Source organism: Rhodococcus gannanensis, from assembly GCF_042681175.1.
In the GTDB taxonomy this organism is placed as follows: Bacteria; Actinomycetota; Actinomycetes; order Mycobacteriales; family Mycobacteriaceae; genus Rhodococcus_G; species Rhodococcus_G gannanensis.
The window spans coordinates 385,682-407,477 of record NZ_JBHUFB010000009.1 but is presented as its reverse complement, the minus strand read 5'-3'; the positions used below and the strand labels follow the sequence as shown (position 1 = coordinate 407,477).

At 68.9% G+C, this 21,796-nt stretch carries 20 protein-coding genes and 1 pseudogene; 10 read left to right on the top strand and 11 right to left on the bottom strand.

What is annotated here, in order from left to right; all coding sequences use genetic code 11:
• Window positions 1–38: 38 nt before the first annotated feature.
• A complete protein-coding gene (locus ACFSJG_RS08685; RefSeq protein WP_378484800.1) occupies window positions 39–221 on the bottom strand; it encodes a hypothetical protein in 183 nt (60 codons plus the stop codon).
• A gap of 285 nt (window positions 222–506) precedes the next feature.
• Between ACFSJG_RS08685 and ACFSJG_RS08680 the strand changes: the two genes are divergently transcribed.
• Window positions 507–1,355: a cutinase family protein gene (locus tag ACFSJG_RS08680; protein ID WP_378484799.1), complete on the top strand. Its 849-nt coding sequence runs from the start codon at window positions 507–509 to the stop codon at window positions 1,353–1,355.
• Between the two features lie 89 nt (window positions 1,356–1,444).
• On the opposite strand, the gene ACFSJG_RS08675 is transcribed toward ACFSJG_RS08680, so the two are convergent.
• Both ACFSJG_RS08675 and ACFSJG_RS08670 read right to left on the bottom strand, forming a co-directional pair.
• Window positions 1,445–1,579: a hypothetical protein gene (locus tag ACFSJG_RS08675; RefSeq protein WP_378484798.1), complete on the bottom strand. Its 135-nt coding sequence runs from the start codon at window positions 1,577–1,579 to the stop codon at window positions 1,445–1,447.
• A 95-nt stretch (window positions 1,580–1,674) separates the two neighbouring features.
• Window positions 1,675–2,664, bottom strand: a complete 990-nt coding sequence (locus tag ACFSJG_RS08670) for a bile acid:sodium symporter family protein (RefSeq protein WP_378484797.1) — start codon at window positions 2,662–2,664, stop codon at window positions 1,675–1,677.
• A gap of 93 nt (window positions 2,665–2,757) precedes the next feature.
• Between ACFSJG_RS08670 and ACFSJG_RS08665 the strand changes: the two genes are divergently transcribed.
• A complete protein-coding gene (locus tag ACFSJG_RS08665) occupies window positions 2,758–3,624 on the top strand; it encodes a LysR family transcriptional regulator (protein ID WP_378485259.1) in 867 nt (288 codons plus the stop codon).
• Between the two features lie 148 nt (window positions 3,625–3,772).
• On the opposite strand, the gene ACFSJG_RS08660 is transcribed toward ACFSJG_RS08665, so the two are convergent.
• The 4 genes from ACFSJG_RS08660 to lysX are packed head-to-tail and all read right to left on the bottom strand — an operon-like array spanning window position 3,773 to window position 9,348.
• Entirely contained in the window at window positions 3,773–4,378 is a 606-nt protein-coding gene (locus ACFSJG_RS08660; protein WP_378484796.1) for a histidine phosphatase family protein, read from the bottom strand.
• 29 nt (window positions 4,379–4,407) lie between these two features.
• On the bottom strand, window positions 4,408–5,271 hold the full coding sequence (locus ACFSJG_RS08655; RefSeq protein WP_378484795.1) for an alpha/beta fold hydrolase: 864 nt from the start codon (window positions 5,269–5,271) through the stop codon (window positions 4,408–4,410).
• Window positions 5,268–5,978 carry a DUF998 domain-containing protein gene (locus tag ACFSJG_RS08650; protein WP_378484794.1) on the bottom strand — a complete coding sequence of 237 codons (711 nt, stop codon included), beginning with the start codon at window positions 5,976–5,978 and terminating at the stop codon, window positions 5,268–5,270. The genes ACFSJG_RS08655 and ACFSJG_RS08650 overlap by 4 nt, the downstream gene beginning before the upstream one ends.
• 10 nt (window positions 5,979–5,988) lie before the next feature.
• Complete coding sequence (gene lysX / locus ACFSJG_RS08645) at window positions 5,989–9,348, bottom strand: bifunctional lysylphosphatidylglycerol synthetase/lysine--tRNA ligase LysX (RefSeq protein ID WP_378485258.1); 3,360 nt, start codon at window positions 9,346–9,348, stop codon at window positions 5,989–5,991.
• A gap of 40 nt (window positions 9,349–9,388) precedes the next feature.
• Here lysX and ACFSJG_RS08640 point away from each other — a divergent pair, with 40 nt between their 5' ends.
• The 3 genes and pseudogenes from ACFSJG_RS08640 to ACFSJG_RS08630 all read left to right on the top strand — a co-directional run.
• The gene (locus tag ACFSJG_RS08640) at window positions 9,389–9,610 is read left to right on the top strand and encodes an RNA-binding S4 domain-containing protein (protein ID WP_378484793.1); all 222 of its coding nucleotides are present in this window, start codon (window positions 9,389–9,391) and stop codon (window positions 9,608–9,610) included.
• A 531-nt stretch (window positions 9,611–10,141) separates the two neighbouring features.
• Complete coding sequence (locus tag ACFSJG_RS08635; protein WP_378484792.1) at window positions 10,142–11,569, top strand: alkaline phosphatase PhoX; 1,428 nt, start codon at window positions 10,142–10,144, stop codon at window positions 11,567–11,569.
• Window positions 11,570–11,815: 246 nt separating this feature from the next.
• Window positions 11,816–12,190: pseudogene (locus ACFSJG_RS08630) on the top strand (L,D-transpeptidase); the annotation flags it as partial.
• 72 nt (window positions 12,191–12,262) lie between these two features.
• Here the strand turns inward: ACFSJG_RS08630 and rraA are convergent.
• Window positions 12,263–12,742, bottom strand: a complete 480-nt coding sequence (gene rraA, locus ACFSJG_RS08625) for a ribonuclease E activity regulator RraA (RefSeq protein WP_378484791.1) — start codon at window positions 12,740–12,742, stop codon at window positions 12,263–12,265.
• 44 nt (window positions 12,743–12,786) lie between these two features.
• Window positions 12,787–13,191, bottom strand: a complete 405-nt coding sequence (locus ACFSJG_RS08620) for a DUF5313 family protein (RefSeq protein WP_378484790.1) — start codon at window positions 13,189–13,191, stop codon at window positions 12,787–12,789.
• A 445-nt stretch (window positions 13,192–13,636) separates the two neighbouring features.
• On the opposite strand from ACFSJG_RS08620, the gene ACFSJG_RS08615 reads away from it, so the two are divergent.
• On the top strand, window positions 13,637–14,800 hold the full coding sequence (locus ACFSJG_RS08615; protein ID WP_378484789.1) for an insoluble domain protein: 1,164 nt from the start codon (window positions 13,637–13,639) through the stop codon (window positions 14,798–14,800).
• A 73-nt stretch (window positions 14,801–14,873) separates the two neighbouring features.
• On the top strand, window positions 14,874–15,692 hold the full coding sequence (locus tag ACFSJG_RS08610) for a DUF8176 domain-containing protein (protein ID WP_378484788.1): 819 nt from the start codon (window positions 14,874–14,876) through the stop codon (window positions 15,690–15,692).
• Between the two features lie 27 nt (window positions 15,693–15,719).
• On the opposite strand, the gene ACFSJG_RS08605 is transcribed toward ACFSJG_RS08610, so the two are convergent.
• Window positions 15,720–17,201, bottom strand: coding sequence for an adenylate/guanylate cyclase domain-containing protein (locus tag ACFSJG_RS08605; protein ID WP_378484787.1), 1,482 nt, complete (start codon window positions 17,199–17,201; stop codon window positions 15,720–15,722).
• Between the two features lie 156 nt (window positions 17,202–17,357).
• On the opposite strand from ACFSJG_RS08605, the gene ACFSJG_RS08600 reads away from it, so the two are divergent.
• From ACFSJG_RS08600 to ACFSJG_RS08590, 3 genes are read left to right on the top strand one after another with little or no spacing between them, the layout of a single operon-like run.
• The gene (locus tag ACFSJG_RS08600) at window positions 17,358–18,095 is read left to right on the top strand and encodes an SDR family oxidoreductase (RefSeq protein WP_378484786.1); all 738 of its coding nucleotides are present in this window, start codon (window positions 17,358–17,360) and stop codon (window positions 18,093–18,095) included.
• 48 nt (window positions 18,096–18,143) lie between these two features.
• Window positions 18,144–19,661 (top strand): MFS transporter, encoded by a 1,518-nt coding sequence (locus ACFSJG_RS08595; RefSeq protein WP_378484785.1) that lies wholly within the window; start codon window positions 18,144–18,146, stop codon window positions 19,659–19,661.
• A gap of 20 nt (window positions 19,662–19,681) precedes the next feature.
• On the top strand, window positions 19,682–20,221 hold the full coding sequence (locus ACFSJG_RS08590) for a TetR/AcrR family transcriptional regulator (RefSeq protein ID WP_378484784.1): 540 nt from the start codon (window positions 19,682–19,684) through the stop codon (window positions 20,219–20,221).
• Between the two features lie 105 nt (window positions 20,222–20,326).
• On the opposite strand, the gene ACFSJG_RS08585 is transcribed toward ACFSJG_RS08590, so the two are convergent.
• The coding region (locus tag ACFSJG_RS08585) for an adenylate/guanylate cyclase domain-containing protein (RefSeq protein WP_378484783.1) at window positions 20,327–21,796 on the bottom strand (1,470 nt) is incomplete at its 5' end.

Below are 21,796 nucleotides of genomic sequence, written 5' to 3'. Positions count from 1 at the left end.
TCACCCGGGCGGTCCTTGCCCGGGTGACCACTCTCGTCTCACACCCCTGCGGTCAGCGCGACCGTGAGCGGAACGGCGGTGAGGAAGACGACCGCCGCCACGAAGAGGCCGATCACGAGGGCCCGGTTCCAGCGCCCGCGGGCGCCGCTGGCGGCGGTGACGAACAGGACGAACCCGACGCAGACGGATCCGATCGTGAGCAGCACGGAGGAATCGACCATGGTCGGATTGTCTCCCGCTGCGTGACCTCGACCGGCGTTGCCCCGTCGTTCGGGCTGCGGCGACGTCCGTCGTTCGGGTGCTTTGCCCTCGAACTCGGCCCCGTACCGGCAACAACCGCGGTAACGTTCCGTCACCGTTCGTGCATCTTTTCGAAACCTCCCGATGACACCATCTCCTCGTTGGTTCGTCGGTGGTACCTGGAGGGGATTAGGGCGTTGAGAACCCTGAGGAAGATTGTGGTGTCGGCTGCGGCCGCGCTCGGTGTAACTGCAGGCTTGCTGTCGGTGGGCGCTCCCGCCCAGGCGGCTCCGGGCGGATGCCCGGGCCTGTACGTCGTCGCCGTTCCCGGTACCTGGGAGACCGGTGCGTCCCCGGAGAAGAACAGCGGGCCGGGCATGCTGGCCGGTGTCACCAACCGGCTGCGCGGCGCGGACATCCGTACCGACTACGTGCGCTACGCCGCGACGGCGTTCCCCTGGGAGGGGGAGGTCTACGGCGCGTCGAAGCGGCAGGCCGTGAACAATGCCCGCGGTCTGCTGGAGGCCATGCAGGCCAGTTGCCCGGCCACCCGACTCGCGCTCATCGGCTACAGCCAGGGCGCGGATGCCGCGGGCGACCTGGCCAACGAGATCGGCGCCGGCACCAGTTCGGTCCGCCCGGAGCGGATGGCCGGGGTGGGGTTGCTGTCGGATCCGCGTCGCTCACCGACCGACGTCCTGATCGGCCCCGCGGTTCCCGGTGGAGGTGCCGGCGGCCCCCGCGCCGGCGGCTTCGGGTGGATCAGCGACCGTACCGTCACGTTCTGCGCGCCGGGCGACCTGTACTGCTCCACCGAGAACGACGACTTCGTGACCCGGATGGCCGGCTACGCCGCGACGAACTCCGATCCGGGGTCGTCGGATTCTCCGGACTACGCCGGTGAGGTCGGGGCCATCCTGGGCGACCTGATGACGGCGGGTGGCATCCCGGTTCTGCAGAACCAGCTGTCGGAGCAGGCGACCGAGCAGCGCGCCGACGACCTGACCGTGTTCTACGGTTCCGGTGCACACCAGAACTACCAGGGCTACACGGTGGACTCGGCGGGCAACACACCGGTCACCTGGCTGGCGAACTGGTTGCGCGACAAGTCCTGACAGCCCGCGCCCGGCACGGACGACGGCACCCCCACCCGCTCGGGTGGGGGTGCCGCTCTGTACGGATGGTCGGTGCCTGCCGGTCTCGGTCAGCTGCCGAACAGCGGTGCCGGTTCCTGCGGCTGCGGCTGCGGGGGCAGCGGGGGAAGGGGCGCCTGCGGTCCGAAGCCGCCCGGGATCTGGAAGGCGTTGTCGATGATCTTGTGGAAGTGGTTGATATCCATGGGTTCTGTTCTACGGAGCGATCCTGGCCCCGCGATGGCAGGACGCTGGCAGTGGTCTCGGCATCCGGTCCGAGCGTTGCCAGGATCGCCGTGGGTCACCCCACCGGAGCAGGAACAGGCGCCTGTTTCGCCAACTTCGCGGCGATTGCCGCACACACGAGCAGCTGCATCTGGTGGAAGAGCATCAGCGGCAGCACGATCAGGCCGATGGGCTGTCCGGGGAAGAGGACGGTGGCCATCGGAAGCCCGGTGGCGAGCGACTTCGTCGATCCGCAGAACAGGATCGCGGCGCGATCCTCGTAGCCGAAGCCCAGCTTCCCCGATCCGTACCAGGTCAGCGCGAGGACGATCGCCAGCAGGACGGCACAGACACCGACGAGGGCGACGAGCCTGCCGGGGGAGAGCATGGACCAGATGCCCTCGTTCATGCCGCGGCTGAACGCGACGTACACGACGAGCAGGATCGAGCCGCGGTCGACGAGCTTGAGTGGCTTGCCGTGTTCCTTCACCCAGCCGCCGATCCAGCGGCGCAGGACCTGGCCGGCGAGGAACGGCACGAGCAGCATGAGCACGATGTCGAGCACCGCGGAGCCGCTGAACGTCACGCCCTGCGTGGACATCGTGAGGGCGACCAGGAGCGGGGTCACGACGATGCCGAGCATGCTGGAGGCGCTGGCGGAGACGACCGCACCCGGAATGTTGCCGCGCGCGACCGACACGAGGGCGATCGCCGACTGGACCGTCGACGGCAGCAGGCACAGGTACAGCACACCGAGGTAGAGCGGGTCGGTCAGCACCGACGGAACCAGGACCTTCGCGGCGAGCCCGAGCAGAGGGAACACCACGAACGTGGTGGCGAGGATCGTCAGGTGCAGTCGCCAGTGCTTGAGCCCCTCGACGGCCTCCTGGGTGGAGAGTCGGGCGCCGTACAGGAAGAACAGCAGGCCGATGGCGATCTTCGCGGCCCACGACACGGTGTCCAGGGCGATGCCGTCCGCAGGCACGAGTGCGGCGAACCCGACCGTCAGGAGGATGGCCAGGAGGAACGGGTCCATCCGTCCCAGCACGGGGATTTTCGACAACATTGCTCGACGGTAAAGGTCGACCCATCCATTCGAGAACTCGATTGCCGTGATATCAGCGATCACAAATCGTGATGGGTGTGCTTGGATGGGATGGTGTTCGATCCGGTGCAGCTACGCAGCTTCCTCGCCGTGGAGCGGGAAGGCGGTTTCACCGCTGCCGCGCGGCGCCTGGGCCTGCGACAGTCGACCGTCAGCCAGCACGTCGCCAAGCTGGAGCATGCGACGGGCCGGCAGCTGTTCCTGCGCGACACGCACGGCGTCGAGCTGACCGCGGACGGGTCGGCTCTCGTCGGGTTCGCGCAGGACATTCTCGACCGGCACATCGCCGCCGAGCAGTACTTCGCCGGATCGACGGTCAGTGGTCGCCTCCGGTTCGGTGCCTCCGAGGACCTGGTGCTCAACGAGCTGCCGGAGATCCTCGGCGAGTTCCGGCGCAGCCACCCCCGGGTGGACCTGGAACTGACCGTCGGGCTGAGCGAGGACCTGCACCGAGCTCTCGGTGACAACGATCTCGACCTCATGTTCGGCAAGCGGCGCCCCGGCGAGCGGCACGGTGAGCTCATCTTCCGCGACCGCCTCGCCTTCCACGCCGCCCCGGGGTTCGTGGACGGAGGCGACGGCCCGGTGCCGCTGGTGACGTATCCGCCGCCGTCCCTGACGAGGGAGGCGGCGCTGGACGTCCTGCGGCGCAGCGGGCGCGGCGCCCGGGTCACCTGCACCACCGACAGCCTCAACGGTCTGCGGGCCGCGGCCCTGGCCGGCCTCGGTGTCGTGCTGCACGCCGCGAGCCTCCCGCCACCCGGTCTCGAACCGGTTCGTGGGCACGGCATCCCGGACGCCGGAGAGATCGAGTTCGTGCTCGTCTCCCGCCGCACAGTGCTCAGCGGACCCGAATCTGCCTTGCGAGAGGTGATTCTCGACAACGCCGACCGGCTGCGTGCGCGCAGCCGTCGACGGTGACGGCGGTCAACGGTCGGTCCCGGGGCTTGGCTGTCCCGCTTCTTCCCGAATGGCCCACTCACTCGGTCTGGCTGTCCGAATGGGCCATTCGGGAAAATGGGTGGTGCAGTCTCACAGCTCCCGGCTCAGGTGCGTAAGGGACGCGATTTCAGCGGTGTCGGGGGAGGAGGTCTCGCACGTGGCCGGTCTCGTTGACGGACGCGGGGCGTGACCTACCGTTGCGGGAGAACAGGATCCGCGACACCGACGCGTACTCGATCGGGAAGGTGAGGGGGCGGTCCAGGCCGAGCAGGTGCTGCAGGTAGATGTTGATGACGCCGCCGTGCGCGAAGACCGCGACGGTGTCCTCGTGGTCGCTCGATTCCACGATCCGCCCCATGGCGCCCAGCACCCGGTCCCGGAACGCGTCCTCGTCGACGAACTCGGGCAGGTGCCCGGCGAGGATGCGTGCGTACGCCTCGGGTGCCGCGGTCTTCGCCTCGTGGATCGGGATGTAGTGGCCGAGTTCGCTGTCGTACTCGGCCAGATCCTTGTCGACGTCGACGGTGAGCCCGCGGTCTTCGGCGAGCGGTGCCGCGGTCTGGCGGGCGCGCAACTGCGGGCTGCTGACGATCCGCGCCACCGGGTATGGCGCAAGTGCTCCGGGAACCCGGGCCGCCTGGGCCCGTCCCTCCTCGGTGAGCGCGGGGTCGGCGGGCGCGTCGTCGGTGACGAGGCGTTCGGGGAGGGCGTGTCGGATCAGCAGCAGTTGCACTCCGTCACCATGGCAGACCGCCGCACCGTCTATCGGCGCGGGTCCGGACCGGCAACAGTCCGGACCAGCGTCGCGAGCCGCTCGGGTTGATCGACCATCACCAGATGATGCGCGGGTCGCAGCACCTCGAAACGCGCGGTCAGTGTGGATGCGAGGAGGCGTTGCCGACGCAGCCACGCCGCGCCCCACGGCGTCCGCCGTCCGGTGTGCGCGGCGACGACCACCACCGGAACCGGGGGCAGTGTGGCGGTCCGTCGCAGCGCGATCACCTCCCGCGCCAGGTCCGGGTAGGCCGCGTTCTCCACCAGCGCGGCCTCGAGGAACGACGGCGTCCGCCAGATTCGCCGCACCCATGCTTCCCGGACCCCGGCCGCGTCCGAGGAGCGGTCGAGCAGCCGCCACGCGGTGACGGCGAACCGGCCTTGCAGGCCGGTCCCCGTGAGGACGGCCGCTGCCCGCCGGGCGAGGGTGAGGCGCCACCGCCGCCCGACGAGGCGGGTGACACCGACCCCGACACTTGCGTCCAGCAGCACCAACGCCGCCGTCCGGTCCGGATGCATCCGCGCGAAGGTCTCGCCGTAGAACCCGCCCAGCGAGTGCGCCACGACGATCACCGGGCCGTCGACGCCGACCGCGCTCAGGACGGCGGCGATCCGGTCCGCCTCGCCGCGTGCCGTCGGGGCCTCCGTGCTCGCCGGACTGAACCCGAAGCCGGGGCGGTCGAACCGCACGATCACCCGATCCGCGGCGAGCAGCGCGGTGACCGAGTCCCAGTCGAACCAGTTTCCGGCCAGTCCGCCGACGAGCGCGACGGGAGTGCCGCCGCGGTCCGCTCCGTCGAGCACGACGTGCAACGCCTGTCCGTTCACGATGCGCAGGTCGGGCCGTTTCATGTGAAAACCCGAGACCTGACACGCCGCTGCCAGGCAGCCACCAGCGCGAGATATGCGATCCATCCCGACACCGCGAGCAGTTGCAGTCTCTGCGCATACCCGAGGAGCCAGTACTCGTCGCCGCGGCCGTCGGCTTGCACCGCCCACAGCGTCCATGCCGTCCCCACGACGTAGGCGGCGACGATCCCGATGACCGACCACAGCAGCCACCTCGGCCACCGGTACCGGTACGCGGCGATCAGGAAGGCGAACACCGACACCGCCGCGGCGGTAGCCGCCGTCGTGCTGGTCAGTTCGTGCAGCAGTCGGCTGTCGTCGTACACCCCGGAATCCTCGAGGGCCGCACACTGCGCGCTCGCGTGTGCAGAGCAGTGCAGGGGCATCCGCGAGTCGGCGCCCGTCGCGACCGCGAAGACGCCCAGCGCCGCCCACCCGATCGTCGTGAGCATCCGGCGCGGCCACAGCGACAACGCCAGGACCGCGGCGACCAGCAGGATGGCAGCGGTCACCAGGTCCGCGGTCCGGAAAAGGAACCCGTACGGCTGGTCCAGTGCAGCCAACTCGCTGGTGTAGGCCCGGGCGGGGTCGAGTCCCGTGGGAAGCACGAGTTCCAGCAGCCACGACGTGTACGTCACGGCGCCGACGGCGAGCAGCACCACCAGCGCGAGCCGGCGCCTGCCGTCTCCGTCCGGTCCGGTGCCGATCACCGTCTCGCCGTCACTGCTTCGGCTTCGCCAGTGGGAAGGCGAGGGTTTCCCGGATGCTGCCGCCGGTGATGAGCATGACGATGCGGTCCACACCCATGCCGAGTCCGCCGGTCGGCGGCATCGCGTGTTCGAGTGCCTGCAGGAAGTCCTCGTCGAGTTCCATTGCCTCCTCGTCACCGCCTGCGGCGAGCAGGGACTGCTCGGTGAGGCGCTGGCGCTGGTCGATGGGATCGGTGAGTTCGCTGTACGCGGTGCCGAGTTCGATTCCCCAGGCGACGAGATCCCACTTCGCGGCGACTCCTTCGATCGTCGGGTGCCGGCCCGTCAGCGGCGACATCGATGTCGGGAAGTTCGTGTAGAAGGTCGGGAACTCCGTGTGGTCCTCCACGAGATGCTCGTACATCTCCTGCGCGACGGCGCCTGTGTCCCAGTCGGATTCGTACGGGATCTCGAGTTCGTCACACAGCCGGTGCAGCTCCGAGAGCGGTGTGCCCGGACCGATCTCGGTGCCGATCTTCTCGGACACCGCTCCGTGCATCGTCTTCACCGGCCACTCGCCGGAGATGTCCACCTCGACCATCTCGCCGTCCGGGCCGGGCCGCAGGATCACCTCGCGGCCGTGCGCGGCGACGGCCGCGGCCTGGATCAGCTCCCGGCACAGCACCATCATCCGTTCGTAGTCGCTGTGCGCCTCGTACGCCTCGAGGATCGTGAACTCCGGATTGTGCTTGAAGTCGACACCTTCGTTGCGGAACACCCGACCGATCTCGAACACCTTCTCCATACCCGCGACGCACAGCCGTTTGAGGTACAGCTCCGGCGCGATCCGCAGGTACAGGTCCAGGTGGTAGGCGTTGATGTGGGTGACGAAGGGCGCCGCGTTCGCGCCGCCGTGGATCTGCTGCAGGATCGGCGTCTCCACCTCCAGGAACGCCCGCGAGGTCAGCGTGTCCCGCAGCGATTTCACGATCGCGGTTCGCGCGACGAGCAGGTCGCGGGCGGCCGGGTTGATGGCCAGGTCCACGTAGCGTTGGCGGACCCGGGTCTCCGGGTCGGACAGGCCCTTCCACTTGTCGGGCAGCGGATGCAGGCACTTGCCGTTCATCCGCCAGTCCGCGGCGAGCAGCGACAGCTCGCCCTTGCGGCTGCGGCCGATGCGGCCGCTCACCTCGATGAGGTCACCGAGATCGAAGTCGTGTGTGAACTCGTCCAGCCGGTCACCGACGATGTCCCGGTCGAACAGCACCTGGATGTCGCCCGACCAGTCGCGCACCACCGCGAACGCGACGCCGCCGTAGGTGCGGATGCGCAGCACCCGGCCCGCGATCCGAGCCCGTGTCCCCTCCGGGGACGCCGCCGCGTCGGCGACGGTGTGCGTCGGCGGGTACGCCACCGGGTACGCGTCGATGCCCTCGTCGGCGAGCCGCGCGAGCTTGTCCATCCGCACCCGCACCTGCTCCGGTCGCCGCGGACCGGGCAGCACCTCCTCGGTGAGGGGCACAAGCGGTGCGACGCCGTCGGGGGCGCTGCCGTCGGCGTGCAACCCCGCGCTGACCGCCGCGGGCACCGACTCGTGCACACCGGTGTGGGTGGCGGCGTCGCGACGTCGGAAGCTCGGCACGGTGAGGAAGCCCTCCGCGATCGCGGACGCCACCCCCACCTTCGGCAGCACGCGGCGGTCCGCGAAGCACAGATAGCGCGGCGCCCAGTCGGGTTGGTACTTCACGTTCGACCGGTACAGCGCTTCCAGCTGCCACCACTTCGACGCGAACACCAGCATCGATCGCCACATCCGGAGCACCGGACCGGCGCCGATGCGCGCTCCTTCCTCGAACACGGACCGGAACACGGCGAAGTTCAGTGAGATCCGGGTGATGCCGAACCGCTCACCCTGCGTCGCGAGCTCGGTGACCATGAGTTCCACCGTGCCGTTCGGCGACGCCGGGTTGCGGCGCATCAGGTCCAGGGACACCCCGTTCGCGCCCCACGGCACCAGCGACAGGATGCCGAACACCTCCCCGGAACCGCTTCCGTCGTCGGGCCCGAGGGCCTCGACCAGCAGGCAGTCGCCGTCCGCCGGGTCGCCGAGGCGGCCCAGCGCCATCGAGAACCCTCGCTCGGTCTCGGTGTCGCGCCACTCGTCGGCGAGCGCGATGACCCGTGCCATGTCGTCGGGGGGCACGTCGCGGTGCCGTCGGATCCGGACCGTCACGCCCTGCTTGTGGACCCGGTTCACGGCCTGTCGTACCTGACGCATGTCGCGGCCGGTGAGGTCGAATCCGCGGGTGTGCAGGATGGCCTCGTCGCCGAGTTGCAGCACCGTGAGTCCGGCCCGGTCGTACGCGGTCGCACCCGCCTCGCTGGCGCCCATCACGGCGGGCGTCCAGCCGTACGTCTCGGCGAGGTCCAGCCAGGCGTCGATGGCGTGCGGCCACGCCTCCTCGTCGCCGATGGGGTCGCCGCTGGCCAGGCACACCCCGACCTCGACGCGATACGTGACGGCCGCCTTCCCCGACGGTGCGAACACGACGGCCTTGTCGCGGCGGGTGGCGAAGTAGCCGAGCGAATCGTCGCCGCCGGACGTCGCGAGCAGGCCACGCAGAGCCGACTCGTCGGTTCCGGTGAGAGCGTTGTTCGCGCGCTGAGAGCGGAACAGCACGACGATAGCGGCGAGCAGGGCCAGTGCCCCGAACAGGCCGAGCAGGGTGTTGACGAAGGCGTGTGGGTGACCGTCGAACTGCTCCGGGTCGAGGAACGCCAGAGCGGTGACCCGGTTCAGCGCCCACAGGAGCCGCTGGTCCTGGGGCAGGCTGCCGGGGAACACCTCCACCAGCGCCCAACCGAGCATGGTGCCGAGTGCCAACCCCGCGACCAGGGTGCCGAGCGCCTTCCACACGGCGCCGCGCCGGACCCGCGTGTAGAACTGCGACCGCGCTGCGATCAGAAGTCCGACGACGGTCAGGTGCACGACCAGGGAGACGACCGCGTTGACGTCCTTGTCGGCGATCGCCACGAGCAGGTTTCCGAGCGCGATCAGTGACAGGTACACGGTGAGCAGCCACCACGCGATCCGCTTCCGGCTGGCCAGTGCCGCCGCGAGCAGTCCCAGGACCAGTGCCCACGCGAAACTCGTGTCGGGTGCGTCGAAGTAGTAGTCGTCGACGTACAGCCGGACCGGGCGGATGTAGTACCGGATGACAGGGGAGAGGCTCCACAGGAACACCGCGACGGCGTAGACACCCAGGATCAGGCTGGCGATGTGCGGCACCTGGGACAGCCGGGACGAGGCCGGGCGCCGCAGTGCGCGCGACGGACCGGGTGTGGGCGGAGCTGACGGTTCACCTGTGACGGTCGGCGGCATGGAAACCAGTGTGAATGCTCGGGCAGGCAAGTGCGGGATGATGGAAGGCATGTCCGCCCCCGAAGACGTCCCCATCCGCGACGAGATGATCCGCCTCGGTCAGTTCCTCAAACTCGCCAACCTCATCGAGTCCGGCGCCGAGGCCAAGGAGGTCATCGCCGACGGCCTGGTCGCCGTCAACGGCGAGGTCGAGGTTCGCCGCGGCCGGCAGCTGCGCGAAGGTGACGTCGTCGAGATCGGTGGGATGAGCGCGCGCATCGTGCGGGAGTAGCGCCGCGCTGTCCCTGCTCGGCGGGGTGGACGACTCGAACCTCCGACGTAACGGGCATTTCACTGGAGCCGATGAACGCGTAGGTGAGCGATTCGGGTAATCCACCAGATGTCGGCTCTTGTGAGTGAGCAGGACCGGTGGTCCAACCGGTTGTGAGGAGTCGACGTGGCGTTGGGAATCTGGGGACCTATAGGTGACGCGCTGATATGGGCGAGCGCCGTCACCGAACCTGTATGGCGACCGCTGCTGGACGCGTGGATCGACTGGCGATACTCCCCGTGACCGGCGGCGAGCTGTACAAGACGGTGGGCGCCAACATGATCGACGACCATGGCAATGGGAACGCCCGAGGGCTGGGACCACTCGGGTAGAGCAAACGCCAAAGATATTGGTGTGCAGGATGTTTGCTGAACTCTCGCGGTGGAAGAATTTCCGGGCGGTTCACGATGCGGACACCCGGAGGCCACGTGACCCGGGGATGCGCTGCCTAGCGTCCGAGCGGTCCTCACCAGCCCACGGAGGTATCGCACAGTGACCACTTCACCCCTGAACCGCCGCGACTTCATCGGTCGCACGGCGCTCACCGGCCTCGGTGTCGCGCTCGCAGGCAGCGTCGACGTCCTGTTCCGTCCGGCCGTCGTCGGCGCGCAGCCGCTGTTCGTCGGCTACGGCCCGCTCGTCCCGGACCCCGCGGGCATCCTCGCGCTGCCGGTCGGGTTCTCGTACTCCATCGTCGCCCGCTCGGGTGAGACGCTGCTCGACGACGGTTCGCCGGTGCCGAGCGACCCCGACGCGAACGGTGTCTTCGCGCAGGGCCACAACACCGTCATCGTGACCAACCACGAGGTCGGCAGCGACGAACCGTTCGGCGTTCCCGTCGTCGACGGCATCACCTACGACCCCGGAGCCCGCGGCGGCACCACGACCACCATCGTCGGCCCGAACGGAGCCCGGCAGGGTGGGTATGTCAGCGTCGCCGGCACCGTGAACAACTGCGCAGGCGGAATCACCCCGTGGGGAACCTGGCTCACCTGCGAGGAGACCGAGGACCGCGCCGGCACCAACGGTTTCACCCTCGACCACGGGTACGTGTTCGAGGTCGACCCCGCAAGCCAGGCCGCGAACGTCGGCAAGAGCGGCATCCCTCTGAAGTTCCTCGGCCGCTTCGCGCACGAGGCCGTCGCGGTGGATCCCGGTACCAGCGCGATCTACCTCACCGAGGACGCCTCCAAGCCCAACGGCCTGTTCTTCCGGTGGACGCCGCCGCAGGGCTTCGTCGGTGGCCCGGGCGCGCTGCACGCCCTCGCGCAGTCCACGGGAGGTGACACCGCCGGCAGCTTCCAGGCGATGAAGTGCCTCTCGGGTGGGGTCCACGTTCCCGACCTGTCGCAGGCGACCGTCCCGGGAACCCGCTACGACGTGCAGTGGGTCGACGTCCCGGACCGCGACGCGAAGTCCACGTCGATCCGCAAGCAGTTCACGAACGACCAGATCACCCGCAGCCGCAAGCTCGAGGGTCAGTGGTGGGGCGACGGCGGCGCGTACTTCGTCGCCAGCTACGCGCGCACGAGCGACGGCAGTGTCGCCGAGCACGACGGCCAGGTGTGGTTCTACGACCCGGCCACGCAGACGGTCGAGCTGAAGACGCTCTTCGGCGTCAACCCCGACCCGTCCGTCGACACCGGCAACTACGACGGCCCCGACAACATCACCGTCTCGCCGTACGGCGGCGTCATCCTCGCCGAGGACGGCGAGGGCGTCAGCCACCTGATCGGTGTCGCGGAGGAGGGTGATCCGTTCGCAATCGCGCGAAACGAACTGAACGACAGCGAGTTCTGCGGCCCGGCCTTCAGTGCCGACGGTCGCACGCTGTTCGCGAACATCCAGACGCCGGGCATCGTCGTCGCGATCCGGGGTCCGTGGCGTCGCGCCGCGGGCGGATCGTCCTTCGGCTCCTGACCGTCGGTCGAGTGTGCGCCCGGTGATCCGGGTGCACACTCGATCCCGTGTGCGCAGGCACTGTTGTACGGCGTCTCGCGGTGCCACACTGGAGTGATCGGTCACGTCTGTTCGAAGGGCGGTGTGGCCATGACCGGATCACCGAGGACGCGGACCACCCGGATTCGCACGTTCATCGCGGTGACGGGAATCCTGTTGTTACAGTGGGTGTTCCTCGCGCCGCCAGGATCTGCACAGATGGCCTCCGCCGTTGCCGACGTCACCGCGCACACGTTCACGGTCGATGCGGCGGGGGAGACCCGCGTGATGCCCGCCTCGATGGGCAAACCCGGGTACGAGACGCCCCTGGGAACGTTCGAAGTGCTCGAGAAGTACCGCTACCTGACGATGGACTCGTCCACCTACGGTGTCCCGATCGACGCGCCCGAGGGGTATCGGGTCGACACGGAGTACGCGGTACGGCTCACCTGGGGTGGGATCTTCGTGCACGGGGCGCCGTGGTCGGTGCCGTCGCAGGGATACGAGAACGTCAGTCACGGTTGCATCAACCTGAGCACCGAGAACGCCCGGTGGTTCTACGACAACGTCCGGATCGGTGACCTCGTCATCATCGTCGGCTGAACGCCGAACGGGCGGATACCGGGACCGTCACTGCGACGATGCTCCGACATCCGCCCGTTCGGCGGGAGATGCTCAGTCCTCGGCGCGGACGACGACGCCGTCGTGGTCGCTGTAGACCATTTCTCCGGGATTGAAGGTCACGCCGCCGAAGCTGACGGGGACGTTCTTCTCACCCGACCCGGTCTGGGTGCTCTTGCGGGGGTTGGTGCCGAGCGCCTTGATTCCGATGTCGAGGGTCCGCAGGATCGCGGAGTCACGGACGGCGCCGTTGACGATGACGCCTGCCCAGCCGTTGTCGACGCCGCGGCCGCCGATGATGTCGCCGACGAGTGCGGTGTGCACGCTCGCGTCGCCGTCCACGACGAGGACCCCGCCGTTGCCCGGCTCACTCAGGGTCTGCTTGACGAGCAGGTTGTCCTGGAAGCACTTGATGGTGGTGATTCGGCCGGAAAACACTGCATGCCCGCCGAACTGGATGAACTGGGTGTCGCAGCTGCGGATGTCGGGGCCGATCTCGTCGGCCAGATCTGCGGTGGCGACCTGCTCGGTCATGTGGTGTCCCTTCGTCGGCGAATCGTCCCCAGCCTAGTTCCTGGTTACCGGCCGGTACCACGCTGTTCGCCGCGACCGTGGCGGGCTTCGTAGTCGTCCCGAGTCGCGGCGGCGCGCCGTTGTGCCCGCTCGTCGAGGAGGTTGGGGTCGAGCCCGTGCGAGAGCAGACGATGTCTGCGGTAGATGTTCATCAGGGCCACAGCGAAATACAGCACCGGCAGGAGCAGCAAGGCCATCATCGCCAGCGGGATCCATCGCTCGCCGGGGACGAGCAGGTAGAAGGCGACGAAGATCGGGATCAGCGGCAACGTGAAACGCAGCACGTACCGCACCGACGAGCCGGGGCCGACGAGATCGTTGCGGACCCAGTCCTGCATCGAGTCGGGCAACGTGCGGCCGAACAGGTAGCCGAGGTACTGCGTGAAGCCGGGTTTCCGCTGGTCGGACATCAATCCAGGATAGATCTGTTGCGATGGGCGACTGCGCGCGGGCGTCACCCGACGAGTCGTGAGACGGAAATCACATCGGGTGCCCGGCAGGTGGTGTGACGTGCGGAAACGTCGGGTACGTCCGGGATTTCCCCAAGACCGAACGGTCGGTCTGACGCGTCCTTCAGGTTGTCGGTTACCGCACGCCGACTCTATATTCCTGCCAGCGCGCTCCCGACCGGGAGTTTCCGAGGCGTACCCAGTGGGCGGCCAGGATCTCGCGTCAATTGTGTGGTCGTGCTCTCTCGCGCGTCCGCCGTCCCGGGGGGGAACCAGTGAACGGCGCCTGTACGACGCTGCGGCCATGTGCCGGCGTCTCGACGCGCGCACCTCTCCTCGCTCACCATCGCTCCACGCGGCAGTCGTGGACGGTTCTCGCATCACCGCATCACCGGAGGGAATTGTCATGAACCCTGTTTCGAAGGGCCGTCATCGTCGGCGTGCCGAACGAGTCACTGTCGCGGGCGCGGTGCCGGTGGCGTTGGCAATCGTGTGCTCCGGTGTCGCGAACTCCGCGCCGCAGGCCGGCCTCGGCGTCGAGGAGGAGGTGCAGCCCGGCTTCTTCGCCGACGAGGTCGAAGAAGCTGCACCCGCGCCCGCTGAGGAGCCCAAGGAGTACTGGGTCGCGCCGCCGGTGGAGTACAACAACGTCCCGACCCGTACCGTCCCGACGTCCTACTACGACTACGACGAACCGGTGGCGCCCGCGTCCTTCAGCGATCTGCACCTGCCGGTCGCCGTCGAACCCGTCGCCCCCATCGAGGCACCCAAGGAACGACTCCGCCTCGGTGACTACGTGTCGGACCAGCCGAACTGGATGTCGGACACGGTTCTCGAGCGCACCAACAACACCGCCGCGGTGTACGAGGCGCAGATGAACACCTTCTGGCGTTCAACGGGTCTCGACGCCTCGCGGGCCGACCGGATCGGCGCCGCCACCATCGGCGGTGCCGCCGTGACCGGCATTGGAGCCGCAGCCGCCGCAGGTGCAACCGGTGCCGTCGTGGGTGCACTGATCGGCGGAACGATCGGTGGCACCTCTGGCCTCGCGCCGCTGTCCGGTGCGGCGGCAACTGTCCTGCCCCTCATCCCGGGCGTCGTCGCAATCGGCACCGTCACGACCGTCATGGGCGCGGGGATCGGCGCTGCCGTGGTCGGTGTGCCGACTGCCGTCGTCGCCGGTGTCGGCGGCGCGGTCGTCGGCGCGGCCCACGGGATGGCGTTCGGTGCAGGCGACACCCTCGGAGAGCCGAAGGAACTTCACCTCGAGCAGGCTCCGACGGTCGACGCGGCCGCCGTCACCGAGAACACCCGCGACACCCTCGAGCAGATCGAGGCGCTGCCGGGTGGGCAGCAGATCGCCGATGCGATCCGCAACGGCGCGTTCTGGCTTCCGCCGCAGCTCGCGGCGATGGACGAGCAGGTCCGAGGAGCCGTCTCCTCGGTGCCCGGTGGCGCCGGCGTCATCGCGGCGGTGGACGCGGGCAACGCGGACGCCGCGGCCATCTTCGAGCCGCAGGTCGAGCAGTCGGGCGTGGCCAACGAGGCGGTCCAGGCCGGCCTGGTCTGAGGGGTGCTCTAAACTCCGCTCGCGCAGGCGATCACGCGGTGGGGAGGGGCGAGTAGAAGTGGACCGGTCGAGCATGTCGCCGGAGGAGTTCGACAAGTGGGTGGCCCAGGAGTCGGAGGCCTCCGGCGTCACCGGAGTGGCGAAGCCGGCCTGGCTCCAGGACGACGGGGAGACGGCGTCGGTCCCGGCGCCCGCCGCCCCGGGCACGGACGAGGCACCGGCACCTGAGCAGTTCCACGACTGGGCTGCCCAGGAGTCCGGGGCGACCGCCACGGACGTGGCCGAGCCGGACTGGCTCAAGGACGGTCCGGTGCCGCCGCCCGTGCGGACTCCCGTCTCCAGGACACCGGCCCCGGACGAGGAGCCGTCCCCGAAGAAGTCCCGCACGTGGCGTGGAGGGGTCCTGGCGGGCGTCTCCGTACTGGTGGTCGTCGGTGCGCTGGCGGCGGCCGGTCTTGCACTCAACTCGCAGGACTCGGAAGCCGAAACCGCGTCGGTGGACGCCGCGCCCACCACGCCTGCGGTTGCGGAGAACTCCTGGTGTGCGGGTATGGGCGAGGGCGACGTTCTCACCCTGGAGTCCGACGACCCCGGCCTGGCCGCGATCGCGGGACTCGAACGGGCGTACTACGTGCTGCGCGACGGTGACCGGGTTCGCGAGTACCTGGCGCCGGATGCCCGGGTCAAGTCTGCTGAGGAGCTCGACAGGTCCGTCCAGGCAATCCCCATCGGCACGACCTACTGCCTGGTGGGGGCGAAGGTCGCCGACGACGTCTACGTCGTGAACGGGCACGAGCGCCGACCGGACGGCACCCCCAATTCCTGGAAGATGCGGATTCACACCGTCACCACGCCCGACGGCAAGAAGATCACGGCGATGGTGGGCATCTGAGGGCGCAGTTCGGAGGTCCCCCGACAGTCAGGACCCGCTTCCCGACTGCCTCGCGTATGCCAGACGAACCGCGGCCCGCAATACCTGTGGGGTCCGACGCGCGGCGGTGAGTACGGCCCTGTCGAGGGTGGACAGGCTGGGCCGGCGGCGGGGGATCAGCGTTCGCTCCGTGCCGGACAGCGCGAACAGCGGCCACCGCCCGGGCACACCCTTCAGGGTGTGGGTGCCGCGCGGCGTGAATGTGAGGCCGGAACCGACGGTCAGGTCGCGGACGGCGTTCGACACCAGGATCTCGCCTGCGTCCGCGAGAGCACCGATGCGGGCGCCCGCGTGCACGGCCATGCCGGTGAGGTCGCTGCCGCTGCGTTCGAGGGGTCCGCTGTGCACTCCGGCCCTGACCGCGAGGCCCAGGTCGGCGACTCCGTCGGTGACGGTCCGTGCGCACCGGACCGCGTCCGTGGCGGAATCGAAGACGCTGAACGTGCCGTCCCCCACGACGTTGACCAGACGTCCTCCGGCCCGGTCGACGGCGTCCCGAACCGCCCACTCGTGCGCGGAGCGCAGATCGCGGTAGTCGTGGTCGCCGAGGCGGGCGAGCAGTTCTGTGGACCCGACGATGTCGGTGAACAGCACGCACCCGAGGAACCGGTCGACGTCCACCGGCAGGTCGGCGCCCCCGATCAAGTCCTCGACCTCCTCGAGCACCGGCAGCCACGCCTCGCCCAGTGATGCGCCGGGCGCCGACGTCCGGAGCACGCGCATCGACCCCTCGGGTACGGCATCGGCGATGCGGCGCGCCACCTCGAGTGGCCGCAGTGATCCGCCGGGATGCAGCACCCGCGTCGGACACTGGACGGAACCCAGTGCGTCCCAACAGTTCACGCGAAGCGCCCATTCGAGATGCGCGCACGCGACAGCGGGGGTGGCGGTGGACCGTTCGAGCAGGCCCATCAGTCGACGGTTGAGTGGGGAGTCGACGGGTGTGTCCCACACCTGGAGGGTGCGTCCGGAACCCCAGGCGCCGTAGGCGGCGCGGAGACCGGCGACGAAACCGGCGAGGTCCGCACCCTCCCATCCGGGTGGGGTTGTGTCGTCGCAGCGGACGAGACCCTCGATGTACGGCTGGTCGAGCACGAGCCCGCGCACCCGTTCCGGGTGTCGCGCCGCCACCATGACGACCGGGCCGGCGGTGCTGCCCAGCCCGAGCAGGACGGCCTCGGCGATGCCCTCGGCGTCCATGACTGCGAGCACGTCGGATGATTGTTCGTCGAGGGTGGGGATGTGGTCCGTCGGGTCGGACAGACCGACACCTCTGCGCATCACGATGACGTTGCGGTGCCGGACGCCTGCCCGTTCGAAGAGGTACTGCAGGTGCGGGTCGGTCCACATGAGGTCGGGGTGCAGCCCGATCTCGAAGAACCAGACGACGGTCGGGTCTCCGTCCCCGGAGACCTGGTACGCGAGGGCATGCCCGTCACGCTGGACATACCGTGTCACGGGTGGGTCCATGTCCCAACGGTAGTCCCGTTCGCGGGCGGGTAGTTGTCCCGTGGACGAACCCCGGGCCCTTGACGCGGACCCGGGGGTGGCGCGCATTCTGGAAACGGATCACGTCGTCGGGGCCGTGGCCTCGGCGTGCCGTTCGGGCACTCGGAGGTACCGGTCATGCGAATCGTCGTCGTCGGAGGCACCGGCCACATCGGCCGCCAGGTCGTCGAACACCTGAGGGAGAGCGGACACGACGCGGTGGCGGCGTCACCGTCGACGGGAGTGGACGTGCTCACCGGATCGGGTCTCGCCGAGGCGTTCGCGGGCGCCGACGTGGTGGTGGACGTGTCCAACGCTCCGTCCTTCGACGGTCCCGTGGTCCTCGACTTCTTCGAACGCTCCACCGCCAACCAGCTCGCGGCGGAGGAGGCCGCAGGAGTGAAACACCATGTCGCGCTGTCGATCGTCGGGGTCGATCGGCTGGTGCCGTCGGACAGCGTCGGCTACCTCGACGGGAAGGTCCGGCAGGAGCAGTTGATCATCGAGGGCCCGGTTCCGTACACGCTGGTGCGGGCAACGCAGTTTCACGAGTTCATCGGCATGATCGCGGATGCCTCGACGCGAGACGACGGTGTGCACCTGCCGCACTACCTGTTCCAGCCGGTGGCCGCCGCGGACGTCGCGGCACTCGTCGCGGAGACGGCACAGGGAGAACCCCGTGTCGAAGTCGAGATCGCCGGTGCGACAAGGGCTCCGATGGACGAGCTGATCGGTGGGGTGCTCCGTGATCGTGGCGACGCGCGCACTGTGATCCGGGACGACGACGCCGGCTACTTCGGCGCCGACCTTGCCGAAGACGGGTTGGTGCCAGTAGTGGACGGCGCGGTGATCGGCTCGACCGCGCTCGCCGTATGACGCCCGCCGGCCACCATAACTGTACCGTACGTAAGGTATAGTTATGGGGTGACTCTGAAAAGCGAGGACGAGATCGGGACGGCGTCGCGTAGATGGGCGCTTCTGGTCACCGTCGGTGCGGGACTCCTGCTGATCACGCTGGACAACTCGATCCTCTACACCGCGCTGCCCTCGCTGACCACGGATCTCGGCGCGTCGGTCACTCAGAGCCTGTGGATCATCAACGCGTACCCGCTCGTCATGGCCGGGCTTCTCCTGGGCGCCGGAACCCTGGGCGACCGGGTCGGTCACGCGCGGATGTTCGTGGCCGGTCTCGTGATCTTCGGGGCGGCGTCGGTACTGGCCGCGCTCGCACCGACGCCGGAGGTGCTGATCGCGTCACGGGCGGTTCTCGCGGTGGGAGCGGCCGTGATGATGCCCGCGACCCTCGCTCTGATCCGCATCAACTTCCCGGACGAGCGGGAGCGGAACCTCGCCATTGCGATCTGGGGCAGCCTTGCCGTGGTCGGTGCGGCCTTGGGGCCGATCGTCGGTGGCGTTCTCCTCCAGCACTTCTGGTGGGGCTCGGTCTTCCTCGTCAACGTGCCGATCGTCGTGGCCGCACTCGTTGCGATCGCCGTCATCCGGCCCGCGAGCGAGGCCGACCCGGGCAAACGCTGGGACGCGGTGTCGTCGATCCAGGTGATGGTGGGCCTCGCCGCGACGGTGTACGCAATCAAGGAGATCGGGCACCGACCGCCGTCGCTCGCCGTGGTCGCCATCTCGCTCACGGTCGCGGCCGTCGGGTTCACCTTGTTCGTGCGGCGTCAGCGCACACTCGACGAGCCCCTGCTCGAGTTCTCCATATTCCGGAATCCTGCATTCACGTCGGGAGTTCTGGCTGCCGCCGCATCGATGTTCGCGATCGCCGGCATCCAGCTGGTGACGACGCAGCGATACCAGCTCGTCGCGGAGTTCACCCCGCTGGAGGCCGGGCTGCTGGTCTCCGCCATCGCGGTCGGATCGCTGCCTACCGCGATGCTCGGCGGTGCGTTTCTGCATCGGGTCGGGCTGCTGGTGCTGATCTGTGGGGGTCTGGCGCTGTCCGCGGTCGGTGTCGTGGTCACCGTCATCGGCTTCGGTGTCTCCTTCGGCCTGCTGGTCGCCGGCCTGCTGGTCACCGGCGCCGGACTCGGTGCGGCGATGGCAGTGGCGTCGACGGCGATCATCGGCAACGTCCCGGTCCGGCGTGCCGGCATGGCGTCGTCGGTGGAGGAGGTCTCCTACGAGTTCGGCAGTCTCACCGCAGTCGCGCTGCTCGGCAGCCTGCTCGCGATGATCTACAGCGTGACCGTGGACCTGCCCGACGGGACACCGGCCGCCGCAGGCGAGGCACTCGTCGACGCGCTCGCCGTCGCCGAGGGCGATCAGACGGTGATCGACGCCGCGTCGAGCGCCTTCGACACCGCCTATCTCGGCGTCATGGGTACGGTTGCCGTCATGCTGACGATCGGCGCCGCCGTCACCGGCATCCTGTTGCGCAGGCACCTCCCCGGTACCGCGTCGCAGCTCCCGTCCGACTGTTGAGCACCCCGGAGGGGAACGACGTGCGTACCAGCAAGCGACTGCAGATCCTCGATGCCGCGGTGACCGTGGTCGAGCGCGACGGTGTCACCGCGGTTACCTTCGAATCGGTGGCTGCAGAATCAGGTCTCACCAAGGGAGGTCTGCTGTACCACTTCGCGTCGAAGGACGAGCTCGTCCTCGCGTTGCATCAGCACCTCGCGGACCGCTGGGAATCCGATCTGGTTGCGGCGCTCGGAGTTCCTGTCGACGACGTGACCCAGGACCAGCGGCTCGCCGCGTACGCGAAGGTGAGCATCCGCGGGGCGACGGGTCCGGAGTTGCTGATGATGCTGGAGGCGTCGACGAATCCCGTTCTGCTGCAGCCGTGGCAGGAGGTCATCGCCCGGTGGGTTCCGGACCCGGCGTCCATCGAGGTCGACGACGCAGGCGCGGTGACGCGGATCCTCGCCTGGCTCGCGGCGGACGGACTGTGGCTCAGCGAATCGGTCGGCGGCCACCACCTCACACCGGAGCTGCGCGCCGTGCTGGCCGAGCGGATCGTCGACACACTCGGCAGGTGAACGCCGCACACGGCTGAAGGTGGCTTTCATGCGCGTAGATCGCATGAAAGCCACGTTCAGCCGGAGGTGGTGGTCGGTTGGAGGGCCCGAAGGCGGGTCCACACCTCACCCGGGCAGACGCCGACGCGGCAGATGTGGATTGCGATTGCCGGGGCGGGTCATGCGGGCGAGGCCGCGCATCACGCCGGGAAACCTGCGGGCCGCGGTCAGGACGGCGCGATCCATTCGTGTCGGGCGCGGTGGTTCCGGGGGGAGTCGGGGCCGCGTGCGGTTGGTCGTCGCGAACAGGTGTGTCCGCTCGGGAACACCCCGGAGCGCGTGCGTACCGAGGTCGATGAAGGCGAGGTCGGCGCCGTGGGCGAGATCCCGGGCCATTTGCGAGCAGCGCACCTCGTCGGGGTCCGCACTCGCCGCGATTCGTGCTCCGACGTGAACGGTCATGCCGGTCAGTTCCGGACCTGCCCTGGCAACTGGACCGGTGTGGACTCCCGACCGCACGGAGATTCCGAGATCAGCTGTTGCACTGTGAATCCTGTGTGCGCACCGCAATGCGGCCGTCGGTCCGTCGAACAGGCTGAGCGTGCCGTCGCCGGCGATGCCGACGAGGGTGCCACCACCGGATTCGACCTCCCCACGGACCAGGCGGTCGTGTGCGGTGAGCAAGGTGGCGAATCCGGAGTCTCCAAGGCGGGCAAGCACATCCGTCGACCGCACCACGTCGGTGAAGAGGACGGTGGCGAGAAAGCGGTCCGCGTCCACCGGACGTGTGTGTCCGGTGGCGAGTTCCTCGACGTGGTCGAGCACCGGGATGAGCGCCTCACCCAGGGTCGTCCCCGGAAGAATTGGCGGTAGTTCGTGACAGCGGCCCTGTGGAACGAGATCGGCGACCCGACGGACGGCATCGTCAGGGAACAGGGCTCCAGGCTGGTGCACGACCTCGGTCCGGCACTGAACGGACGGCAGCACCCACGCGTACTCGGAGCGAAGTGCCCATTCGAGATGGTCCACTGCGGTTGCCGGTGTCGTGGAGCATCTTTCGAGTAGTGCCATGATGCGGCGGTTGTGCGGGCGGTCGAGGGTGGGGTGGGTGAGCGCGGCGAGTTCGCCGGCTCCCCAGTGTGCGTACGCGGCACGGAACGAGTTGACGAATCTTGTGCGCTGGGAGGTCGTCCATCCTGCGGCGACGGTTCCGTCGTCGTCCACGAGTGCGTCGCACCAGGGTTCGGCGAGTACCAGTCCGGCGACCCGTTCCGGGTAGCGCGCCGCCAGCAGCGTCAGTGGTCCGCAGGTGCTGCAGGCGCCGACGAGAACAGCCTGCGCCGCGCCTGCGTCGTCGAGCACGGCGAGTACGTCGTCGGCTTGTTCCTCGAGGGTGGGAGAGCTGGTGACCGGGTCGGACAGGCCGAACCCGCGTCGCTGGAAGAACAGTGATCGGGAGTAGGTGGTGCCGCGTTCGATGTTGTAGTGCAGATGCGGGTCGGTCCACATCAGATCCGGGTGCATCATGATCTCGAAGAACCAGGCCACCGTCACAGGGCTGTCCCCCACCGTCTGGTAGGCCAGCGCGTGTCCGTC